The sequence below is a fragment of the Phaeodactylibacter xiamenensis genome, from assembly GCF_965229835.1.
Lineage (GTDB): Bacteria > Bacteroidota > Bacteroidia > Chitinophagales > Saprospiraceae > Phaeodactylibacter > Phaeodactylibacter xiamenensis.
The window spans coordinates 6,648,086-6,671,507 of sequence record NZ_OZ245931.1 but is presented as its reverse complement, the minus strand read 5'-3'; the positions used below and the strand labels follow the sequence as shown (position 1 = coordinate 6,671,507).

Below are 23,422 nucleotides of genomic sequence, written 5' to 3'. Positions count from 1 at the left end.
CCGGAGACCTCTTGATTTATTGGTAAAAATTACTGAATCTATAAAACTATTACTACAGCATGAGACAAATTTACTTAATGCTCTTTGCGCTATGTATGTTCGGAACAACACTACAGGCACAAGTGCTGAATGAATTACTAATCAGCACCGCAGGCGCTGATGTGGAGTATGTAGAAATTTACGGTGAACCCGGTACACCACTACTTGGTCTAAGTGTCATCGGGGTAGAATCTGATGATCAATCGGATAATGGAGCGATTGACTTCCGGTTTGATTTCGGAGCCGATGATATTATTGGCTCCAATGGGTTTTACCTCATTGGTAACGCACTTGTCAACACGGAGTATGGCGTAACCCCTAACAAGATCATCACCAATTCCCTCGAAAACAGCAGCACCACCTATGGCCTTGTGGTAACAAGCAGTATTTCCGGATCGGCTATTACCGGTGGAGAATTCTGGCGGGATGTGGTGGCAGTTACCGATGAAGAAGCCCCTGAATTCTTTTACTTCGATGCCCCGGTAATCGGACCGGATGGCAATTTCTTCCCGGCAGGCGTACGCCGGGTAACGGATGGCGTAGACACAGATATGGCCAGCGACTGGGTCATCAGTGACTTTAACCTGGGCAATGACAATACGCCTACTGCTGGTACGGGTGTCGTTCCTCCTCCGCCTCCTAGCACGCCGGAAATCTACCTTGAGATGATCGCTGACCCTAATGATAATGCAAATGCCCGTTTTGTTAAAATAAAAAATGGCGGCACTAGCGGTGTTGACCTGACCGGATGGGCGCTGCGCCGCTGGACAAATGGAAGTAGCACCCCTTCCACTAGTAAAGACATCAGCCTTAGCTCGATCGGAACGCTTGCAGCGGGTAGCTGTGCTTACATTGCAAAAGATGCAGATGAATTTATGACGGCTTACGGTTTTGCTCCGGTTATAGACGGAGGCTCCGACGGGCCTGCTGATAGCAATGGGGACGATCAAATAGCGATCATTAATGGCTCTGAAACGGTTATTGACTTTTTCGGAGTTATTGGTGAAGATGGTTCGAATACCTGCCACGAATTTGAAGATGGCGTAGCCATTCGGACAACCCCCGGTCCAAATAACGGCAGCTGGGATGAAGCTAACTGGGAAGTCTATTCGGATGGTTCCACTGCCAGCGGCTGTACTAATCATAACTCTAACCAGCCACAAGACGTAGCTGACCTCGACGTGACCGAATGCACATCAACTCCAGCAGCCCCGGCGAGCACCTGCGGCTTCACCAATGTGTCCTTCTCCGGGCTTAGCTGCCTGGGAGCCCCAAATGAAGGGGACTCCAATTTCACTGGTGGTGCCACGGTAACTTCCGGAGCAGGGGAAGATTATTTAATGCTAAACCCTGAAACCAATATAAACTACGGGACTATCATATCAAGTGTTCAAAACGGTACTATTTCTGCAATAGGCCAAGCGAACATTACCGGCAATACCCCTGGTGAAGTAGCTAAAATCCAAATCGTTGATAGTGGAAATTCGACCTGCAAGTCAGCTATTTTCTACTTCCGTGTCCCGGAATGCGTCTCCTGCCCAACTACCGATGACATCTTCATCAGTGAATTCCACTACGATAACGCTGGCGGCGACGTCAATGAGTTTGTGGAAGTAGCCGTTTCCGAAGAATTTGAGGGTGACCTGTCCGGTATTGAAGTCGTGCTCTACAATGGCAGCAACAACACCTCCTACGATAGCGAAACCCTTGACAACTTCAGTGTAGGCAGCACCGCCAGCGGTATAACCTACTACTATTTCGAGTTCAGCTCCCTGCAAAACGGCGGACCTGATGGCATCGCACTAGAGTGCAATGGTTCAATTTTCCAGCTGTTAAGCTACGAGGGCGATATGACCGTCGATGGCTTTGCCAGCACCAACGTAGGCGTTACTGAAGGCAGCGGCACACCAGAAGAAGGCTCCCTGCAACTCATTGACGGCGTATGGACCGAGACCTGCCAAAACACCAAAGGCGGCGCTAATGCGGATGTGGACTGCTGTGAAGACCCTACCTTCGAGTGTGTTAATAACGATGTACTGCTCGACTTTGGTTCTTACAGCCTTTCGGAAGCGGACGTGGTCAACATCGACAATCAGGACAATCCATCTGATTGCCCCGAAATCACACTCGGCATGATCAGCCCAGCTACGCTGAGCTGTGATGACCTTGGCCAAACCGTTATGGTGACCGTCATGGTCAACACCCCGGAAGGCCCGCAGAGCTGTACTGCTAATATCACTGTGGTAGACGAATCAGGTGAACTGCCTGCACCATGGGGTGCCAGCGATGTAGGCGAAGGCGAGAATGAGTTTAGCTATGAGGTGTGCAACGCCAATAATGGTGAATTTGCGATTACCAGCGGAGGCCGCAACTTCCCGCTGGAAGATGACTCAGATAACACCGGTTTCATTTCTCAGGAACTTTGCGGCAATGGATCCATCACAGTAAAGGTAGAGAGCCGTCAGGGCGGATTCCCTGGTATTGCTATCCGTGAGAGCACTGCAGCGGGTGCCAAAATGGTTAACATGCTTACCAACATCACCGGCAATATCTACTGGTCTACCCGGTACGACACGGATGCCAACCGCAGCTTTACCTCTTTCTACCGCCCATTCCCACGGTGGCTGCGTTTGGTACGTCAGGGCGACTACATCATTGGCTACAGCAGCACTAGTGGCGGCAGCTTCGCATTCGTGAATGCCGCTTATGTGCCGATGGATGCCTGCGTGGAAGTCGGTATGGTGGTCTTCTCTGTCAACAATACGCCTGCAAGTGCGGTATTCAGTAATGTAACGGTGCTTGGCAATTCCAACCCCACCCTCTCAGAGGAAGTGCAGGATGCCATCAACGGCATCAGCCTGAAGCGCGGAGCAGAAGCACAAACCGGCAACGCAGTTACCTTTGAAGTACCAGCTCAGGAGGTACGCAATACCATCCTGTTCCCGAACCCAACCCGTGATGCACTGAACCTGCGCTTCGAGCGTGCACTAGAGGACAACACCATCGTGGTTGTCCGCAATCAGTTTGGGCAGGCGCTCCGTCAGCAGCAGGTAGGTACAGGCGCTGTACAAACTCAGCTTGATGTGGCAACGCTGCCTGCCGGCCTGTACTTCCTGGAAGTACAGGGCCAGGGCGGCATCCTGGAGACGCTGCGCTTTACCAAGCAATAAATGAAAATCAATCGAATCAGAAGCATTGGCCTTCTGGTTGCGCATTGAGATAATCTGCCCCCTTTGCGGATCGTCCGCAGGGGGGCTTTTTTATTTGACTACTCCCAGGACACCAAATAGCCAAACCCTGGCAAATTTTACCGTTAAGCCATGTTTCTCTTTAGCTGCCAACCTTAAAATATTTGGAAAATACTAATTTATGCCGGTCAAAAAATCACCTCGATTTGCAACCTCCTTAAATTCCTACCGTATACATTCACATTGCCCAAAAACAAACACAACTGCAAACTACACACTAAGTAGCGGGGCAAAAATAAGTTTTACAATGGCATTGGTAGCTTTTGCCTTGATAAGTCCCAAAACCCGCCCGATGGTTGGTTTTGTCCCTCATCAAGGCAAAACCCAATTGTAAAACTTATTTTTCGAGAAGCCCTAAGGGCAATAGAAAAGGGATAACACTTACCGTTTTCTGGTAGGCTTTTGATAATAAAATACCCAAATTCCGGATTTCTAAACCCTTACTACTATGAGGATTAAACTACACGCCGCAAGCGGAATACTCACGTTCGTTTTTGCGATTTATTTTTCTTCAGTGCCCATAGGTGCCGCCTATGGGCAAGCCGAAGCAGCTGAACCGCCTGCTTCCACCTTTCAGCCCGCTATGTCTATTGGTTTAAGCTCGGGCACCCATGCCTTTTTTGGTGTTGATGCCACATTGAGGGTCATAAAGCCCGTCAACTTCCGCATATCCTACAACCGCATGCGCATGGATGTAGAAGGGCTTAGCTTTAATGCCTCTTCGCTCGGGTTCTCCGGACAGAGCCTGATTCTGAGCTCCGATCTTGACCTCAGCACCCTTGGGCTGATTGCAGAGTTGCCCATTGGGGAAAAACGCTCTTTCCGCCTCATGGGCGGCGTGATGGTCAATCTCAATAATTACATCAATGTCAATGGTGAATTTGCAGAAGGCGTAGCAGTCAATGACTACGAACTGACGCCTGATCGCATTGGCACCATCAATGTAAATTACACCACCGGCTCTGCCGTTTACCCTTACTTTGGGCTCGGATTCGGCCGTTCGCTTGGCGTGAGGCACCTGAGCTTTGCGTTGGAGGCCGGAGCTATGGTGAGAGGGCGCCCGGATATCCGGTTTAATTCAACAGGCCTGTTAAGCGACAATGCCCAAAATGGCCCGGTCCTTTCCGAAAACTTTAAAAATGTACGGGTACACCCCTCGGTAGGCTTCCGGTTGGCTTATAAATTTAATTTGCCAAAAGACTTGTTTGGCTTGCGCCCTGGCGCGGAGGGGACTTCCGAAATGGTGGATGCACCGGAGCCCGTTGCAAAAGAGCGTCTTGAAAGCGAGACCAAAGAACAACTTACAGATGCCAACCCGGCACCGCCAAAGCAGGCCATACCAACGGCCTCACCTTACCTCATAGTGAAAGGTGCTGCCGTTGACGCAGTAACAAATTTAGAGCTGCGCCAGGCCTACATAGATCTGTACAAAGTGCGCCCCAATGGCGACAAAACCCTGGAGCGCACCGGCCCCTACCCTACCGGGCAGTTCACCCTCGGTCTTGATCCGGGAGACACCTATGAGCTCAACATCACCGTCCCTGGCTATAAGCCTTTCAAAAAGGTACTTAAAGCGGACCCCGGTGGAGCAGCCAAAACGATTACACAACATTTCCCGCTCGAAGCCGAGCAGTAAACCCTGAATCATCCAATCCAAATACTTATGAAAAAGCTATTATTAAATACCCTACGACTAAGCGCCGTTCTAATGCTTGCCTTTTTGGTAACTACTTGTACAGAGGAAGCTCGGGAGGATTTGATAGAAGGGTACGTTGATGGCGTCAACCTCAACATTAATACTGATATCTTCCGGGTGCCCGTTGCCTTCTACTTTGGTGATGCCAACCTGGACACAGGCGGTGACGCTCCCGATAACCTCACCATTACCATTGAGGGCCCGGATAAGGACCTGATTTACTCTACAGACGGTAAGCGGGACTTGAAACCCGTGGCAGGCTTCCTTGAAATCGGATTAGACAAGGAAGTCATGATCACTGAGGATGACCCATTGGAACTTACGGTCATTGCAGAAGCGCCGGGTTATGTAAAGACGGTTCAGAATATTGTGCTCTATGACACTACATATCAGTATATCCCAGTCAACATGGTGAGCCTCAATGCCCCGCCTAAAGGGGTAAGCCTTCAGTTGGGAACAACTTCTGCGGACGCTGACGGTGTTATGCAGGACACCGCATTCTCGACCCCAATGGTCGCCGGCAAAGAGGAAATGGCTAGTGTCAGGCTCAAGCAAGGTACTAAAGTGATGAATGCACAGGGGGAAGAGCTTATCGGTAACATTGAGGTGCAACTGGTACATTTCGACAACCGCAGCGATGAATCTCTGGCCTCTTTCCCTGGTGGCTTCACGGCTACCAACGTAGTAGACGAAAATGGCAATGAAATGGAGCCGGTAGAATTTGTAACCGCTGGTTTTGTTGCACTCGATATGTTTGTTGGCAATGATGAGGTGACCGACTTTTCTGAGCCGGTAGAAGTGGAAGTCGGGATTAATCCGGAGACCATCGACCCGGCTACAGGGCAGCAGGTAAAAGAAGGGGACATTATCCCCATCTGGTCACTCGATGATAATACCGGACAGTGGAAGCACGAAGGCGAGGCCGTTGTAGAAAAAGACGCGGATGGCAACCTTAGCGCTACGATGCTGATCACCCACCTTTCGTGGTGGAACTTTGACTACTTCTACAACTCCTGCCGCTGGTATGAGCCGGTTCGGCTGGTGGTCGAATCTGACTACAACAACTACCGGGATGCGCCCTGGCTCAGAGGGCAACTTTATGACGCTATCACCGGACGTCGTTTCAGCTACCGCCGCTACTTCAAAGCGTTGAACGGGCAAACCATCAACATGTATAATATCCCGAAGAACCGGACTTTGTATATGGAAGTATCTGAAGGCAATCAGGTCATCTACACTTCGCCTCCATTTACGACCATCTGTAACTCTACCACAGTCCTGGATATGAAGACCTTTGAACCCCCGAGCCCGTTGATGCTGGACGTCCGGTTCTCCGGTCTGTGCGAAGGAGCAGGGCCTGACATAATCATTAAGCCAGATGCTGTGATTTATTTCCGGCAAACCGGGCAGCGCTGGGAACCGCTCGCTCAGGTCATTGGCGGTGCCTTCACTACCAGCCGCCTTTTCCGGGGCGAGGTATATGACTTCAGGCTCGTTTACGCCGGCCGCACCTATGATTTTATGGATATTGTCGTGGAGTCTCAGACCCTGGAAGTGGAAGACTACAAGCTTGAGGTAGACCTTGACAACCCAGACAACCGGTCTTCTATCATTGTGGAAGATGTTGTCATCCCACAGGAATACTGCGACATCCTCCTCGGAGGCTAAAAGATACAGACGCATTTAAAGAGAAGCCCCGCCGGCGTTGTTTCGGTGGGGCTTTTTAGCATCCAGGCAAAAAAATAGCGCAAGCCACCCTATGCAATCGGGCTTGCGCCGTAAAAAACTACTATATCATGTCTTTAAGCAGCAATCATGGGTGTTGGAGTAGAGAACTCTAACCTGTTGATTGATTCTGTATTATCTGTACGGTTGTTTACGATATCCAGATTGAGCGTGTAGTGCTCAAAATCCAATGCGAAGGACTGTAGCGTATGCGAACGATTGAGCACCTGATCTTCTAATTGACGCAGCCCCAGAAAGTCTCCCGCTTCAGCGCGAAACTTATTCATAAGCCGTCTAACCAGCTGCAGCGTATTACCCTGACCAGTCTGGTTCAGGATCCCCACGGTAAGCGCTAATTTTATTTTTCGGTTATCCATTGGTTTTGATTCGAAATTCAATGGTGTAACTCTGAATCTGGTGTTTTTGTTCATGTATTTCCCTAAAAAACTTCAACAAAAAAGCGGCTTAACCCCATTTGAGTCAAGCCGCCTACGAAAGCAAAAGTATCTTAAAAAATCAGGCTTCCGCCTAATCTACATTATCGTGAAGGAAGGAATTGCCGCCACGGACCTCCAGCTCATCATCATCGTTGATGCTCCAGGTGGAATGTGACTCTTCCCTGGAATCCGGCACATTATCCAGATTCACGCCCCGGCGCAGGTAAGCTGGCTCGTTCTCCAGTTCGATGATGGCCTGTGGGTTGCTCAGCTTTACGCGGTTATTGCGCAGACGTTCGCGGCGCTTACGCTCTCTTTCCAGAAACTGATCCCGGTCTTCATCTGAAGCCTCACCGCCCTCTGTGTTCACATAGGGCTCGTCATAGGAGTACCGGCCACGGCTTTGGTATTTCGCAATAGTTTCGCGCACATCATCAAACTCTACGGTGTGCCGGCCATTGCCGGAAGGCTCATACCCAATATCTGCCAGGCCCTTTTTTTTTGGCTGGTCCTCAACAGGAGGTTTAGGCTGATCCTCATCCAGCGCAACGATCACCTTGTCATCCGCAACTTTATTCGCCTTTTTCTGCTTATTGTGCTCAAAACCAGTAGCGATAACCGTCACACTGATCTTCTCACCCAGCTCTTCATCATAGCAGTTACCCCAGATCAGGTCTGTACCGTAACCAGCTTCCTCCTGCACGAATTCGGTGATCTCGAAGATCTCGTCCATGGTGACTTCCTTCGTACCGGAAGTGATATTGAGCAGGATATGCTGTGCCCCGCGGATGTCGTTATCCTCAAGCAGCGGAGAATGCAGTGCGTCATCCACAGCCCGTTTGGCCCGGTCTTCCCCTTCAGCGGAGGCAGTACCCATAATGGCTACACCGCTTTCGCGCATAACGGTGTTGACGTCCTCAAAGTCCACATTTACGTAGCCCGGCACTGTGATGATCTCCGCGATGCCCTTGGCTGCTGTAGTCAGGATGTCGTCCGCTTCCGCAAAAGCATCAGAGATGGACAGGTTGCCATGAATCTGCCGCAGCTTATCATTGGAGATGACAATCAGGGTATCGACGTTCTTTTTCAGCTCCTCCAGGCCTTCAGAACCCTGAGAGGTACGGCGGCGCCCCTCAAAAGTGAAAGGCAGCGTAACGATACCCACGGTAAGGATATCCATTTCCTTGGCTGTTTTGGCAATGATCGGAGCTGCACCCGTACCTGTACCACCGCCCATACCCGCTGTGATAAAGAGCATGCGGCAGTTATTCTCCAGATAAGCTTTAACGGCTTCAATGGATTCTTCACAGGCCATTTTGCCGATATTTGGCTTTGAACCGGCACCCCGGCCCTCGGTCAGGTTGGGCCCCAGCTGAATGCGGGTAGTCACCGGGCTGAGTTCCATGGCTTGTGAATCGGTATTGCAAATCGCAAAGTCAACCCCTACGATGCCCTGCCGGAACATGTGCGTCACGGCGTTGCTGCCGCCGCCGCCCACGCCCAGTACTTTTATAATCGGGCTTTCATCTTTTGGCAAATCAAATACCATAACTGCTTGTTTTTTATTTTGCTGGGCTTTCCTGCTGCGCTTTGCGTGGACCCAACATGGTTAATTGAAGTATCAGCGTTCGTTTGTTGTTTGTTGCACCCCGTTCCGGTACCGGGCGTCCCTCCCGCTCCGGAACAAGGTTTGCTTGCTGCCTAATGGGGCCAGATTTAGAATTCATTATCCGGCTCGGCCTCAAACCACTCTTTCGTGCGTTTGAAAAGCTGATCGTACCAGTTGCTGCCTGCCGGTTCTTTCTCTACCGTAACTTCTTCTTCTTCGGCGGGTTCTTCGGCTTGCGCCGGGATGAGCCCTGCTTCCAGGTCATCCAGTCCTTTAATCAGCAAGCCCACACCGGTCGAGTAAATCGGGCTGCTCAGGTGCTCGTGGTACCCGTGCGCCAGGTGCTCCACCGGCGTACCAATGCGGGTACTCATGCCCGTGTGGTACTCGGAAAGCTTATCAATGTGGTTGAGCAGCGCTCCTCCACCCGTCAGCACGATGCCGCCAATAAGCTTGCGCTCAAAGCCGGAACGGCGGATTTCCCAAATCACATAGTCCAGGATTTCTTCCACCCGTGCCTGAATGATACGCGCGAGGTTCTTTTCGGAAATCTCCTTGTGGTCCTGACCGCGCAGGCCGGGAATGGAGATGATCCGGTTGTCGTATACTTCCTCCGCCAGTGCGGAGCCAAACTTCACTTTCAGTTTCTCTGCCTGTGGCTTCATCACGGTGCAGCCTTCCTTGATGTCTTTGGTGATCACATTGCCGCCAAAGGGAATTACCGCAGTGTGCCGGATGATGCCTTCCTGGAAGATGGTAATATCCGTGGTGCCACCACCGATGTCAACGAGTGCCACGCCGGCTTCCTTCTCTTCCTCACTCAGCACCGCAGAAGCAGAAGCGATAGGCTCAAGGGTCATATTCGCCACTTTCAGCCCGGTGCGCTCTACACAGCGGTGAATGTTGTTGGAAGCAGAAATCTGACCGGTAATAATGTGGAAGTTGGCTTCCAGACGAATGCCGGACATACCAATTGGATCCGTAATCCCCTGCTCATTATCCACCGTATATTCCTGTGGAATAACATGCAAAATCTTGTCGCCCGGCGGCAGTACCAGCTTGAACATATCGCTGATCAGCCGGTCGATATCCCGGCGGCTGATTTCGGTATGATCAGAATCCCGGGTAAGGATGCCGCGGTGCTGCAAGCTCTTGATGTGCTGCCCGGCGATACCCACGTGCACCACCTTGAAGGTCTGCCCGGCAGTACGCTGCGCCATGTTCACCGCTTCAGCAATGGCCTTAACAGTCTTTTCAATATTCGACACTACGCCGCGCAGTACGCCCTCGGAGGCGACTTTGCCAAAGCCCAGTACCTCAATTTTGCCATGCTCATCCCGACGGCCCGCGATGGCACAGATTTTTGTTGTCCCGATATCGAGCGCAACAATGATTTCCGATTTGTTTACATTGGTCTCACTCATGGGTATCATTTAACTGTAGTTTTCGTTTTCAAAATTACTTACGCCCGACCACCTGGTCATCATAGGCAACACTAATCTCATCATAGGTCCGCCACCCGGTATAGGGCAGCACTTCCTTATAAAATATTTTGATTCGACGCAGCTTACTGCGGGCGTCTTCAAAGCTTCCAAATTCAATACGGTCACTGCCAATCTTCGGTACCAGGGTGATCTTCCCCCGGCTGTCGAAGTAAATCTGTTCTGACAAAGGCGCCAGGAACGGATCACTCAAAATGAGCTGCGCCAGTAAAAAGGCGTCCTTCAGCCGGTTGCGTTTGCGCTCCAGGAAGGTCTCATTGTAGGTCGGCAAACTACCCGTCGCCACCAGCACTTTTGCGGTAAAGTGCTCCGAGAGGGGCATTTGTATCCCGTCCCGGTCCAGGTAGTAATTATACCCGTTATTGTCAATGACCCGCAGAATCGGCTCCCTGGGGTTGATGTCAATGACGATATGGTTACCTGCCGTCACATAAGCCTCTGCATCCAGAATAAAAGGCTCTGCCTCCAGCACCTGCTCCAGGCGCTCAATATCGATGTCTGACAGCGACTGCCCTTCCAGTGGTTGGTCAAAAGCCCGTTCTATAGCGCCTCTTACATCAGCATCTGCCAAAAGGCTGTTCCCATCCGGTAACGGTTCTATATTCACAATAATATCCTTTACCGCACTGCCGCCTTTCTGTTCCACCGCCGAAATATAGATCACCAGCACGCCCAAAAACAGGACTACCCAGCCGATGCGCCGAAGCATACGCTGTGTTTTAGGGTCCATATTTTGTAGTAGCGGTATCGCCATTTCCTTATGCTTTTCCCCCGAAGTAGTCCTTCAATGGGTTTCTGAGTAAATCAATATCACCGGCACCAAGGGTAAGCAACACTTTGGGCTGCCGCTCCTGAACCAGCTGAAGTACCTCCTCCGCCTGCACCAAATGCTTGCGGGGGTGGTTTATTTTGTCAAACAACCAGGCACTGTCCACACCGGGAATCGGTGCTTCACGGGCCGGGTAAATATCCATCAGCCAGATTTCATCCAGCTGTTCCAGCGCCCGGGCGAATCCATCCACGAAGTCCCGCGTACGCGAGAACAGATGCGGTTGAAAAATGCCGGTCACTTCGCGGTCCGGGAACAACTCTTTTGCTGCTCCGATTGCGGCCCGCAGTTCTTCCGGATGATGGGCATAATCATCGATGTAGGCCTGACCTTCGCTGCGGTGCAAAAATTCAAACCGCCGCCGGATGCCCCGGAAACTGCGCAGGGCCCGCCGGATGTCTTCGCCTTTGCCGCCCAGCTGCAAAGCCACCGTGATGGCTGCCGTTGCATTTTCGACGTTGTGCCGGCCAGGCAGGCTCAGTTGCAGCCCTTCAAGCCGGTGCGCCGGGCTGTGGTAATCGAAGGTAAAGTAGCCGTCTTCCACACGGATATGATCTGCGCGGTAGCTGCCACCTTCCACTCCAAAAAGCTCCAGCCCGGGTACATTCCCCATCTCTGCTGCCCAGCGGTGCTGCAAATACAGCTTGCCGCCCGGCTCCAGTTTTTTGGCGAAAGCCCGGAACCCGGTTTCATGCAAAGACGCCCGGTCGCCGTAGATATCAAGGTGGTCCGCATCCATAGAAAGGACAACCGCAATATTGGGGCTCAGGTGCAGGAAAGACCGGTCGTATTCATCGGCTTCCACGACCACCCATTCCGACTGCCCTTCCACAAAGTTGGTCTCGAAATCAAGGGCGATGCCGCCGAGAAAAGCCGTGCAACTGATCCCACACTCCCGCAGGAGGTAGGTCGTCAGCGTAGTCGTCGTGGTCTTGCCATGCGTACCCGCGATGGCAATCGCTTTCATACCCCGGCTGATGATACCCAGCACTTCGGCCCGCTTTTTGATGGGCGTGCCCTGCTGCCGGAAGTACTGCAACTCCGCATGCGTGTCAGGCACTGCCGGAGTGTAAACCACCAGGTCAACGTCCTTCGGTATCCAGGAGACGTCCTCTTCGTAATGTATGTCAATGCCTTCTGCTGCCAGCGTTCTGGTCAGCTCGGTTGAGGTTTTATCGTAGCCGAGTACTTTGGCACCTCTGCCGTTGAAGTAGCGGGCGATGGCGCTCATGCCAATCCCTCCCACTCCGATGAAGTACACGGTTTTTATGCTTTTCAAGTCCATCGGTTATGGCTTTGCCGATTGGGCCAGCCGGAGCACTTCGCGGGCAATTTGCTCCGCTGCATCCGGTTGTGCCAGTTTTTTGATGTTGGCGCTCAGCGTTTGGCGCCTTTCCTCATCATCAATCAAAGCAATGGCATCCTTCAGAATTCGGTCGTTGGCTGCGGCATCCGGAATCATCAGGGCAGCATCTTTACGAACTAAAGCCTGTGCATTTTTGCTTTGGTGGTCCTCCGCCACGTTTGGGGAGGGTATGAAAATCGCCGGTTTCCCGGCAAATTGCAGTTCTGAGATCGTCAGGGCACCGGAGCGGGCAACGATGACGTCCGCCATCGTGTAGGCCAGGTCCATGCCGTCGATGAAAGCCTGTGCTTTCACGTTGGGCAACTGTGCCGTTTCGCAAGTGGTGAAGGTGGCTTCGTAAAGCTTGCCTACCTGCCAGAGCACCTGTACATCGGGCCGGGCTTTCAGCGCTTCGGCATTCGCTGCCATCGCTTCGTTGATCGACCGTGCCCCCAGGCTTCCGCCAAAAACGAACAGGATGGGTTTTGCCGGATCAAATCCGAAGTGCTTTGCGCCTTCCTCCCTGGTCGCCCGGAGATCCTGCAACTGTGCCCTGACCGGATTGCCGGTGAGCAACAGCTTTTCTGCCGGAAAAAACCGCTCCATACCTTCGTAAGCCACGCAGATCCTGTCGGCTTTCCCACCCAGTAACCGGTTGGTAATGCCCGGGAAGGAATTTTGCTCCTGCAGCAGGGTGGGAATGCCCCGGCTGTTCGCGACCTGCAACAAAGGCCCGCTTGCGTACCCTCCCACGCCCACAGCCACCTGTGGCCGAAAACGCCGGATGATCCGCCGCGACCGCCACAAACTGCTGATGAGCTTAAAGGGGAAACTCAGGTTCCGTAATGTCAATTTTCGCTGGAATCCGCTGATCCACAGCCCTTCGATGGGGTAGCCCGCTTTGGGGACTTTCTCCATCTCCATTTTTCCTTTCGCCCCGACAAACCGGATGTCTGCTTCCGGTGCTATGGCCTTCACCGCATCAGCGATGGCAATAGCGGGGAAAATGTGGCCACCGGTCCCCCCTCCGGATATGATGATCCTGGGGGCGGAGTGTGGGGAATTATCCCCCGGCTTTTCTTTTTCTATGGCCACTTTCAATAATTTATTCCTCTATGTTCAGCCTTCGTACTCGACTCGGCTTTTTCAATGCTCTTTCTCAATCACCACTCACTCCTAACCTCTAAACCACTACCCTCCCCCATCAACCGTCTCAATGTACTTGCTCACACTCAGGATCATCCCAAAAGAGATACAAGTAAACAGGATCGAAGTACCGCCCATACTCACCATCGGCAACGTCACCCCTGTAACAGGTACAAGGTGGACCGAAACCGCGATATTGATAAAGGCCTGCAGCACGAGACTGATGCTCAGCCCGATCACAAGCATAGCACCAAACGCTTTGGGGCTCTTAGTCACCAAACGGGTGGACCGGAAAAACAGGGCTACATACAGACCGATGATGGCAAAGCCACCAAAGATGCCATACTCCTCCACGATGATAGCGTAGATGAAGTCAGAATACGGGGATGGCAGGTAATTCCTTTGAATACTGTTCCCCGGCCCAAGGCCAAGCCATTCGCCATTCGCCATAGCAATCTTAGCCTGCTGTACCTGATAACCGCCATCCGGGTTGTCCATATATTCCCGGACCCGGTTGACCCAGGTATCGGAACGGACCACATCAGGGAAAAATTCCCCAAGCAGCACCAGCATCGCAAACACCACAATGCCCAGCAGCAACAGCAACGCGATATACTGCAGCGCAACCCTGCCTACAAACATCATCATGATGCTCGTGAAAAACAGCAGAATGGCTGTCGATAAATCCGCCGGCGCAATCAGCCCGCAGATGATGAGTACCGGCACAATGATCGGCACAAAAGCCGACTGAAAGTCTTTGATGTAATCCTGCTTTGACCCGATCATACGGGCCAGGTAGATAATCAGCGCCAGCTTGGCAAAGTCCGACGTTTGGAAAGTCACCCCGACAAAGGGCACTTCAATCCAACGGCGGGCATCATTGATATCGGCTCCAAAAGCGATAGTGTAAATCAGCAGTGGGACCGAAATCAGCAAAAGCACGGGCGCTGAACGGGAATACTTCATGTAGTGCATCAGGTGCGCCAAATACGTCAGGAACAGACCGCCCACTACGATCAGCAAATGCTTGACGAGAAAGGACTCCGTGTTGCCGCCCATCTCCCGGTAAGCCAGTGTACCCGTTGAGCTGTACACCGCCATGACCGAGAAAAGCGCCAACAGGGCAATCACCGCCCAAATGGCGCGATCTCCCTGAAGTTCTGCATATATTCTCGTTGCTAGCGACATGCTTGTCTGTTTATTTTAATTGCCGGACGGCTGCCTTAAACAGCTCGCCCCGTTGTTCGTAATTTTTAAATAAATCGAAGCTGGCGCACGCTGGCGAAAGGAGGACTTTTTCTCCGTTTTTTGCCAGCCCTGCGGCCTGTTCGACCGCCTCTTCTGCCGACCGGGCTTCCACAAAGGTGTCTACCAGGCCCCCGAAAGTGGCTTTCAGTTTCGTATTGTCAATGCCCAGCGCCACCATTGCCCGGACTTTCTCCCGGACGAGCGGCAGCAGAGGCTCGTAATCGTTGCCTTTGTCTTGCCCGCCGGCAATCCAAACCACGCCCTTTGGCATGGCATCGAGTGCGTAGTACACCGCATCCACGTTGGTGGCTTTGCTGTCATTGATGTACTCCACACCCTGACAGGTGCCCACCACCTCCATGCGGTGCGGTACCGGAGTGAAGGTTTCCAGCCCTCGCTGTATAGCCTCCGGCGCCGCGCCCCAACGTAGTGCTGCCGTAGTGGCAAACAGTGCGTTGAATGCGTTGTGCTCTCCCCGAAGTTTGGCCGGCCGAAGGTCAAAATGATGACCGCCTGCCATAAAGCCGTTTTCCGTGAGAGCCGCCCGCAGCATCGGCAGCGCTTCTGCCCGAATGTCGTGCTCCGGCAGAAAAGCAGCGATATGCTCATTCTCTGCCTGATACAGGAAGACATCTTCCGGCCGCTGATTCATGGAAATCCGGAATTTAGACCGGATGTAATTTTCCATTTTGTAATCGTAGCGGTCGAGGTGGTCAGGCGAGATATTAAGGATCATCCCAATATCCGGCCGGAAGTCCACGATGCCATCCAGTTGAAAGCTGCTCAGCTCCAGCACGTAATACGCCCGGTGGGCCTCCGTGAGGCAGCGGGCAAAGCTTTTGCCGACATTACCGCCCATTTCCACATCAAACCCTGCGGTTTGCAGGAGGTGGAAAGCCAGGCGGGTGGTGGTGGTTTTTCCGTTGCTGCCCGTAATCCCCATCACTTTTGATTGGTGGTAGCGGGCTGCGTATTCAATTTCAGCAATAACCGGTATGCCTTTGCCTACCAGTTCTTTTATCAAGGGTACGTGATCGGGAATGCCCGGGCTTTTGATCACCTCATCGGCCTGCAGGATACGGTCCCGGGTGTGTTGCCCTTCTTCGTATGCAATGCCGTGGCTTTCCAGCTCACGCTTGTATTTTTCTGCAATGCCCCCGCGGTCGGAGACAAAGACATGATGCCTGTTTTGTTGAGCCAGCAGGGCAGCGCCTACGCCACTTTCGCCGGCTCCGAGTATGACGATGTTTTTCATGTTTCAGCGTTTTCCGGTCATATACCGAAACCAGAACCACAGCTAAGGTGATTCTGGTGCATATTTGTTTATTTGTGTAATGTGTTGGTGACTACCGGATTTTCAGCGTGATGATCGTCAATACCGCCAGTAGGATACCGATGATCCAGAAACGGGTGACGATTTTCACTTCCGGCATGCCTTTTTTCTGATAGTGGTGATGTAGGGGGGACATCAGGAATATGCGCCGGCCTTCGCCGTATTTGCGCTTGGTGTATTTGAAATAGCTGACTTGCAGCACTACCGATAGGTTTTCCACCAGGAAAATACCGCACAGCAGGGGGATCAGCAGCTCTTTACGGAGGATAATGGCCATAGCAGCGATGATGCCGCCCAGGGTCAAACTCCCGGTATCGCCCATGAAAATCTGAGCAGGGAAGGAATTGTACCACAAAAAGCCCAGGGTCGCCCCCACAAAGCAAGCCGCAAAAATCACCAGTTCTCCGGTGCCCGGCAGGTGCAGGATATTCAGGTAGTTGGCGGCAATGGCATTGCCCGAAACGTAGGCAAAAATACCAAGTGATGCACCAATAATACCCGAAACCCCCGTAGCTAAGCCATCCAGCCCGTCTGTGAGGTTGGCGGCATTGGACACTGCTGTGACCACAAAAATGACCAGTGGCACAAACAACAACCACACCCAGCGCGAAGCAGAAGGTTCCTGAATCGGCATCAGCCAGGCATAATCCAGGCGGTTACCTTTCAGGAAGGGAACATTAGTCAGATTGGCTTTGTAATCGCCCTTCTCAGCTGGCCCGATAAAAGCCAGATCAGCGGGGACGTGGATCGTATCGCCCACCATTTCGGTATACCCCAGCTCCGCTGCTTCTTCCACCTCCAGGCGGACTACGATGTCCTCACTGTGGATCATCGTCAGGGCAATCAACAGCCCTAATCCAATCTGCCCCAGCACTTTGAACGTACCGCGCAGGCCCTCTTTGTTTTTGCGGAATACCTTTATGTAGTCGTCAATAAACCCGATCGTAGCCATCCAGACGGTGCTAACAATCATGAGCACCACGTATACATTACTCAGGTCGGCCAGCAGCAGACAAGGGATCAAAATCGCCATAATGATGATAATGCCCCCCATAGTCGGCGTGCCTTGCTTACTCAGTTGGCCGCTCAGCCCCAGGTCGCGCACCGTTTCCCCTACCTGCAAGTAACGCAGGTAGTTGATGATGCGGCCCCCAAAAACCATAGAGATAATCAGAGATAAGACTGCAGCCGCACCCGCCCGGAACGTGATGTACCGGAACAAGCCTGCACCTGAAAAGTCCCCCATGGAATTGCCGAGCCAGTCGACGAGTTGAATGAGCATAGTGTTAATCAGTTATTGGGTGGTTGAAGAAACGCCGCTAAAATAAGCATTTAGGGCGCAGCTCCAGAGCTCCGCTAGGATTTATCCTTCAGCGCTCCCTCTAATTCTGCTTTATCGTCAAAGGGCAGCCGTTCTCCCTTGATTTCCTGATACTTCTCATGCCCTTTACCAGCGATCAAAACAATATCTGTGCCCTGTGCCAGCGCAGCAGCCGTCCGGATAGCCTCCCGCCGGTTGACAATCGTCAGCACTTTACGGGTTGCGTCCTTAGGTACGCCCTTCCACATATCTTCCAGTATCGCTTCCGGGTCTTCACTGCGGGGGTTGTCTGAGGTCAGAATAACCTGATCACTCAGAGCGCAGGCGGTCTTGGCCATGACCGGGCGTTTGGTTTTATCCCGGTCGCCACCACAGCCTACCACCGTAATTACCCGGCTGTCCCGCTGCCGGAGCTGATCAATGGTCTGCAGCACTTTCTCCAGCGCGTCCGGCGTATGAGCGTAATCGACGATGCCGATGTAGCTTTTGCCGGGCGTAACGATGGTTTCAAAGCGCCCGTCCACCGCGCCAAGTTCACTCAGCGCTGTAAGGGTTTCCATCCGGTCCTGCCCCAGCAGCACGGCTACACTGTAAACAGCGAGCAGGTTGTAGGCATTGAAATCGCCAATCAGGCGGCTGAATACTTCCTGCTCATCCATCAGCAACTGCAGGCCAGTGACCGAATTATCCAGGAGCTTTGCCCGGAAGTTGGCCATAGACCGAAGGCTATAGGTATAGCGTTTGGCTAAAGTATTTTGTAACATCACCTCTCCCCGGCGGTCATCAACGTTGACCAGGGCAAAGGCGGTGTCAGGCAACATGTCAAAGAACATTTTTTTGGCCTCGATATAGGCCTTAAAGGTTTTATGGTAATCGAGGTGATCGTGCGTAATATTAGTGAACACTGCCCCGTCAAAGTCAAGCCCCGCAATACGCCGCTGATGCGCTGCGTGGGAACTGACTTCCATGAAGGCATAGTCGCAACCGGCATCCACCATTTCCCGCAGCAATGCCTGTACGGACAGGGCATCGGGCGTGGTATGCGTTGCCGGCAGCGGGGTTTCACCAATCTTATTGCGCACCGTAGACAGCAGCCCCGCCTTGTAGCCCAGCTTCAGGAATAACTCATGAAGCAAGGTTACGGTGGTGGTTTTGCCGTTGGTGCCGGTCACCCCTACCAATTTCAATTGTTTCGATGGCTCACCGTAAAAAAGGCTGGCCATCTCACCGAGCGCCTTTGCGCTATCGGCTACCTGCACACTTGCCAGATGATCCGGCAGGGTTTCGGGCAGCACTTCCGCTACAATTGCGGCAGCTCCCTTTTCCACGGCCGAGGCGATATAATCGTGCCCATCGACTTGTGTGCCCCGGATGGCAATGAACACATCACCACGCTTTACTTTCCGGGAATCAAACTGCAAGCTTTCAACCTCTTGCCCCAGCGGCCCGTTGGCAGCCAGGACCTTTACAGGTTCCAGGAGGGTTTCGAGTGTTGCAGACATGCTACATCCTAGTTTTTATTCGGAGCTTTTCGTACTCCGGTGTTGGTTTCGTTTTGTTTTATCCTGCTTACCGCAAGTAAAGCTTTATCTGCTGCCCGCGGATTCTTGTGCCGGGGATGATAGACTGCCGGGCCACTTTACCTACGCCTTCCACTGAGACTTTGAGTCCGCGGTTTTCCAGCACATGCAGGGCATCCCGCAATCCCAGACCGACTACATTGGGCACTGTTTCTTCTGCCATCGTCCGGGTTTCCATCATCAAACTATCTGAACGGGGGCTCAGTACTGCCATTTGGGTTTCGGGCTCCCCGTGCACCTCCATATCCAGGTAAGCCAATAGCGACCGGTAGTCGTCCTGTGCTCCAATACTCATACCTGGCAGCGTATTTTCCAGGTAAGCTGGCGGTGCCTGAGCATTGAGTACCGGGTGCAGCGCCGGTTTCACCCGGTAGATATTGTCTGCGATTTCCCGGAAGACCGGCCCGGCTACATCACCTCCGTAGAACCCGCCGCGGCGCGGCTTATTGATGACCACGATGCAGGAATACTTTGGAGCTTCCGCCGGGAAATACCCGACAAAAGAAGCCTGATGCCCCCCGATACTTGTCCCTCTGGGCCCTTTCTTATAGTTGACCTGAGCTGTACCGGTCTTCCCGGCAAAGCTGTACTCATCGGTATACAAGTCATGAGCCGTACCCCGTTCGCTTTCCACCACCGCCCGCAGCAACTCCTGCAGTTGGTTAATGGCTTTTGGAGAAGCGATGCGGCGGTTAATTACCGTTGGGTAAAACTGCTCTTCCATTTTGCCCATCCGCTGTATGGCTGAGACCAAATAGGGCTTCATCATTTTGCCCCCATTTGCCACAGCGTTATAAAAGGTCAGCAGTTGCAGAGGGGTCAGTTCCAGCTCATAGCCGATCGACATCCAGGGCAACGTTGTGCCGCTCCAGTAGTCTTCTTCGCTATAGGCTTCCTTGATATAAGGATTGGCTTCCCCTTCTATTTCCAGTCCAACAGGCTGATGTAAGTTGAACTGCTTGAGGCGCCGGACGAAGCGGGCAGCGCCCTCATCGTCATTACCGTCATTCTTTTCTCCGTAGAACTGCTCAATGGTTTTAGCAATTCCCACGTTAGAGGAGATTTCGAATGCCTCCCGCAGCTTGATGGTATCCATACGGTAGCTGTAGGGTGAGGCGTCCTCCATCGTCTCTTCGTAGAACTCCGCCTTACCATTATAGATGCGAATGGAGTCATCGAGGGTCAGGTACTCATCTTCAAGCAGTGCCAGGACGGATGCCGCTTTAAATGTAGACCCCGGCTCTCCTGCCGTTCCAACAGCGAAGTTGTAGGTCTCCCACCAGCCCTGATCGGTTCGGCCAAGGTTAGCGATAGCCCGGACAGCGCCCGTTTCAACTTCGAGCACTATAGCTGTCCCCCATTCCGCATCGTGGGCATTCACTGCACGGTTCAGCGCCCGCTCGGCAATGTCCTGAATATCCAGGTCGATTGTAGTAACGATGTCATTGCCACTCTGGGGCTCTATCGCACTGAGGTCATCTACCGGCATCCAAAGGTCTTTCCGGCGGTCTACGCAGACCATCAACTGCTGACCGGGCTCCCCGCCCAGTACTTCGTCATAGTAACCCTCAAGCCCTACTGGCTTGGCTCCGTCACGGACATACCCAACGGTACGCTGTGCCAGGATGCCAAAGGGCCGTTTGCGCTCACTGCGTTTCACGGCAATGAAGCCTCCACCATTGCGGCCTAGTCGAAATAATGGAAACGATTCAATGAACTTTTTCTCCGCGTAGGAGACTTGCTTTTTTAATAATACGTAGCGGTCAGTACCACCACGCAACTCCAACAGATATTCCCTCGCCCCCCCCACCGTCACATCTTCCAGGACGTAGTAAGCCAGGCAGTGTGCCAGGGTATCCAGATTTTCTTCAAAGGCCTCGTCCGTAGCAGCCAGCGGGTCAAAGCGGATATTGAAGTACGGAATAGACGTTGCCAGGAGGCTGCCATCTTCAGCAAAGATATTGCCCCGGTCGGCTTCAATCGTCCGGTAATCCATATAATTATCCTCCCCGGCTTTGCGCCATTTGTCGCCATTTAAGACGGCCAAATCAACGGTACGATAGATCAATATCAACGCTACCGGAACGACGATGCCGAACAGGAGAAAGTAGACCCGGTAAAGGACTTCATTCTTAATATCCATCTCCTAACTGATAAGATTCCTGTCGTACCTGTATTCGGTTCAGCTTTGATGCATGCGGGCGCAGACCATTGTCTTTCACCCGTTTAGCCACTTCCGAACGCTTGGCATTGTACATGTTCTCTGATTGCAGAGACATGTAGTACCAGCGCATTTCCTTGAGGTCCTTCTGCAGGGTTTGAATCTCCCGTACATTCCGCTCCGCAAGGTGGGAATTGGCGATGTAGACAAAGGTCAGAAACCCCAGGAACAGGATGTAGAACAGTTGGTCCTGCAGCAGCTTTTTGCTCCAGACCCCCATGTCGAACAGACCTGCGATTGGGCTTTGTCTCTTTGCCATTTGGTTTTCATTTATCCTTTGCGCTCCCCTACCCTCAGCTTAGCGCTGCGGGCGCGGGAATTGCGCTCAATTTCTTCTTCTGTGGGCAGCTCGGCTTTTTTGGTCAGCACTTTGAATGGCCGGTCAATATTGCCATAAAAGTCCTTTTCCTGTACACCCTCCACATTCCCGGTCTTCAGGAAATGCTTGACCATGCGGTCTTCCAGAGAGTGGTAAGAAAGCACCACTAAGCGGCCGCCGGGTTTCAGCACTTCGAGGCACTGATTCAGGAAATCCTCCAGTGCGCCCATTTCATCATTCACAGCAATGCGCAGTGCCTGAAATACCTGTGCCAGATACCGCGCCCGGTTGCCGCGCACAAGTGGATCGACGACCGCCAGGAATTCACCAATCGTTTGAATTGGTTTGACCCGTTGTTCCGCCACCAGTTGCTCTGCCAGCGTTTTGGCGTTGCGCACTTCCCCGAAACGGCTCAGAATATCCTGAAGCTCCTCGGCCGTCAGGCGCTGCAATAAAGTCGCAGCGGTCTCTTCCTGCTGTTGATTCATCCGCATATCCAGCGGTGCGTCAAAACGGAAGGAAAAGCCACGCTCCGGCACATCCAGCTGATGGGAAGAAACCCCCAGGTCCGCCATGATGCCGTCCACCTCACGAATGCGGTGCAACTTCAGGAAGCGCTTCAGAAAGCGGAAGTTGTGCTGCACGAAAATGAACCGCTCATCTTCCGGCACATTCGCCAACGCATCTTCATCCTGATCGAAGCCTATCAGCTTGCCCTGTTCACCGAGGTGATCCAGGATAAGCCGGGAGTGGCCGCCTCCACCGAAGGTAGCATCAACATAGACGCCATCAGGGTTGGTCACCAGCCCGTCGATGCAAGGTTGCGCCATCACAGGGAGGTGGTAACTCATAGCTCAGGTGATTTGCCGTTAGCTCTGCCCAGTACGTCTTCTGCGAGATCGGAGAAATCCTCCGGTTCTTCATCCAGCAGCGCCTCGTACTGTTCGGCTGCCCATATTTCAATTCTGTCGTTGTAAGCCGACAGGACCACTTCTTTGTCAATGCCCGCGTATTCCAGCAGGCGCTTGGAGACCAGGATGCGGTCCGCACTGTCCATAGAGACTTTCTGTGCGCCGCGGTAGAAGTAACGGACGAAGTTGCGGTTCTTTTTATTGTAGAGATTCAACTGATTGATCTCGTTGGTGATCCGCTCCCAGACCGGTTCCGGGTACAGCATGAGGCATTGTTCAAAGCCCCGGTTGATGACGAAAGAAAGTGCTTCGCCTTCGCCGAGTTGAGCAATCAGCCCGCTCGGCATCCGCATGCGCCCTTTGGCGTCTATCTTGCACTCGTATTCGCCTAATAGCTGTTCGAAATTCACTTCTTCACCTAGTCATTTCTTCAAATGTATTACTTTCTGACACTTTTTACCACTTTTTACCACCTTTTCTGCCTAAAAAGTTCCTCACATCCAAAAAAACAATGTGCTTACAGACCGGCATCATCAAAAAAATGGCACTTCTCCATGCTTTTTGATGACAAAGACCGAAAAACTATATTGAATCAATGTGGGAAAGCGTGGGACATCTGAACTCAAATTCCCACTTTACAACACCAAAAAGGTAATTTGGAAAGAAAACAACCGTACCAGGAAAAAAATAACCGAAAAAAGCGCAACGACTATTTTGGCAAAGAAAAGACAGCGCCCAACCAGCCCCTCCCTAACAGAAAATGCTCACAACCCTCGCCCCACTCGCGAAGCGAACACCAAAAGACTCACCTAACTGCCACACTGCCGACTATTGACTGCCGACTAAAAGACTGCCCACTAAAAGACTACCCCACTGCCCACTATTGACTGCCCCACTGCAAGACTGCCCACTA

The 23,422-nt window shown here is 52.4% G+C and carries 17 protein-coding genes; 3 read left to right on the top strand and 14 right to left on the bottom strand.

All coding sequences use genetic code 11. The features are described 5' to 3' along the window. Nucleotides 1-59 precede the first annotated feature (59 nt). The 3 genes from ACO08I_RS25720 to ACO08I_RS25710 all read left to right on the top strand — a co-directional run bounded on the left by ACO08I_RS25720 (nt 60) and on the right by ACO08I_RS25710 (nt 6,651). Entirely contained in the window at nt 60-3,209 is a 3,150-nt protein-coding gene (locus ACO08I_RS25720; RefSeq protein WP_421947533.1) for a lamin tail domain-containing protein, read from the top strand. A gap of 526 nt (nt 3,210-3,735) precedes the next feature. Further along, nucleotides 3,736-4,923, top strand: a complete 1,188-nt coding sequence (locus ACO08I_RS25715; RefSeq protein ID WP_421947532.1) for a hypothetical protein — start codon at nt 3,736-3,738, stop codon at nt 4,921-4,923. A gap of 27 nt (nt 4,924-4,950) precedes the next feature. Beyond that, on the top strand, nt 4,951-6,651 hold the full coding sequence (locus tag ACO08I_RS25710) for a hypothetical protein (RefSeq protein ID WP_421947531.1): 1,701 nt from the start codon (nt 4,951-4,953) through the stop codon (nt 6,649-6,651). Between the two features lie 134 nt (nt 6,652-6,785). Here ACO08I_RS25710 and ACO08I_RS25705 read toward each other — a convergent pair whose 3' ends face one another. From ACO08I_RS25705 to mraZ, 14 genes are all read right to left on the bottom strand, one after another. Continuing rightward, nucleotides 6,786-7,085 carry a hypothetical protein gene (locus tag ACO08I_RS25705; protein ID WP_421947530.1) on the bottom strand — a complete coding sequence of 100 codons (300 nt, stop codon included), beginning with the start codon at nt 7,083-7,085 and terminating at the stop codon, nt 6,786-6,788. A 151-nt stretch (nt 7,086-7,236) separates the two neighbouring features. Then, nucleotides 7,237-8,694, bottom strand: coding sequence for a cell division protein FtsZ (gene ftsZ, locus ACO08I_RS25700; RefSeq protein WP_282774487.1), 1,458 nt, complete (start codon nt 8,692-8,694; stop codon nt 7,237-7,239). Nucleotides 8,695-8,861: 167 nt separating this feature from the next. Then, complete coding sequence (gene ftsA, locus ACO08I_RS25695) at nt 8,862-10,178, bottom strand: cell division protein FtsA (RefSeq protein ID WP_044223813.1); 1,317 nt, start codon at nt 10,176-10,178, stop codon at nt 8,862-8,864. Nucleotides 10,179-10,212: 34 nt separating this feature from the next. Next, a complete protein-coding gene (locus ACO08I_RS25690; RefSeq protein WP_282774490.1) occupies nt 10,213-10,986 on the bottom strand; it encodes a cell division protein FtsQ/DivIB in 774 nt (257 codons plus the stop codon). Nucleotides 10,987-11,014: 28 nt separating this feature from the next. After that, on the bottom strand, nt 11,015-12,370 hold the full coding sequence (murC, locus tag ACO08I_RS25685) for a UDP-N-acetylmuramate--L-alanine ligase (protein ID WP_421947529.1): 1,356 nt from the start codon (nt 12,368-12,370) through the stop codon (nt 11,015-11,017). Between the two features lie 3 nt (nt 12,371-12,373). Next, complete coding sequence (gene murG / locus ACO08I_RS25680; RefSeq protein ID WP_421947528.1) at nt 12,374-13,525, bottom strand: undecaprenyldiphospho-muramoylpentapeptide beta-N-acetylglucosaminyltransferase; 1,152 nt, start codon at nt 13,523-13,525, stop codon at nt 12,374-12,376. A gap of 96 nt (nt 13,526-13,621) precedes the next feature. Then, nucleotides 13,622-14,764: an FtsW/RodA/SpoVE family cell cycle protein gene (locus tag ACO08I_RS25675; protein WP_282774495.1), complete on the bottom strand. Its 1,143-nt coding sequence runs from the start codon at nt 14,762-14,764 to the stop codon at nt 13,622-13,624. A 10-nt stretch (nt 14,765-14,774) separates the two neighbouring features. Further along, the gene (murD, locus tag ACO08I_RS25670) at nt 14,775-16,079 is read right to left on the bottom strand and encodes a UDP-N-acetylmuramoyl-L-alanine--D-glutamate ligase (RefSeq protein ID WP_421947527.1); all 1,305 of its coding nucleotides are present in this window, start codon (nt 16,077-16,079) and stop codon (nt 14,775-14,777) included. A gap of 91 nt (nt 16,080-16,170) precedes the next feature. Further along, nucleotides 16,171-17,439: a phospho-N-acetylmuramoyl-pentapeptide-transferase gene (mraY, locus tag ACO08I_RS25665; protein ID WP_282774499.1), complete on the bottom strand. Its 1,269-nt coding sequence runs from the start codon at nt 17,437-17,439 to the stop codon at nt 16,171-16,173. A gap of 74 nt (nt 17,440-17,513) precedes the next feature. Continuing rightward, the gene (locus tag ACO08I_RS25660) at nt 17,514-18,980 is read right to left on the bottom strand and encodes a UDP-N-acetylmuramoyl-L-alanyl-D-glutamate--2,6-diaminopimelate ligase (RefSeq protein ID WP_282774500.1); all 1,467 of its coding nucleotides are present in this window, start codon (nt 18,978-18,980) and stop codon (nt 17,514-17,516) included. 67 nt (nt 18,981-19,047) lie between these two features. Continuing rightward, complete coding sequence (locus ACO08I_RS25655; protein WP_282774502.1) at nt 19,048-21,201, bottom strand: penicillin-binding protein; 2,154 nt, start codon at nt 21,199-21,201, stop codon at nt 19,048-19,050. After that, nucleotides 21,191-21,538, bottom strand: coding sequence for an FtsL-like putative cell division protein (locus tag ACO08I_RS25650; RefSeq protein WP_063978278.1), 348 nt, complete (start codon nt 21,536-21,538; stop codon nt 21,191-21,193). Before ACO08I_RS25650 ends, ACO08I_RS25655 begins: the two co-directional genes overlap by 11 nt. Nucleotides 21,539-21,549: 11 nt before the next feature. Next, the gene (gene rsmH, locus ACO08I_RS25645) at nt 21,550-22,449 is read right to left on the bottom strand and encodes a 16S rRNA (cytosine(1402)-N(4))-methyltransferase RsmH (protein WP_421947526.1); all 900 of its coding nucleotides are present in this window, start codon (nt 22,447-22,449) and stop codon (nt 21,550-21,552) included. Next, entirely contained in the window at nt 22,446-22,919 is a 474-nt protein-coding gene (gene mraZ, locus ACO08I_RS25640) for a division/cell wall cluster transcriptional repressor MraZ (protein WP_282774508.1), read from the bottom strand. Before mraZ ends, rsmH begins: the two co-directional genes overlap by 4 nt. Between the last annotated feature and the right edge of the window lie 503 nt (nt 22,920-23,422).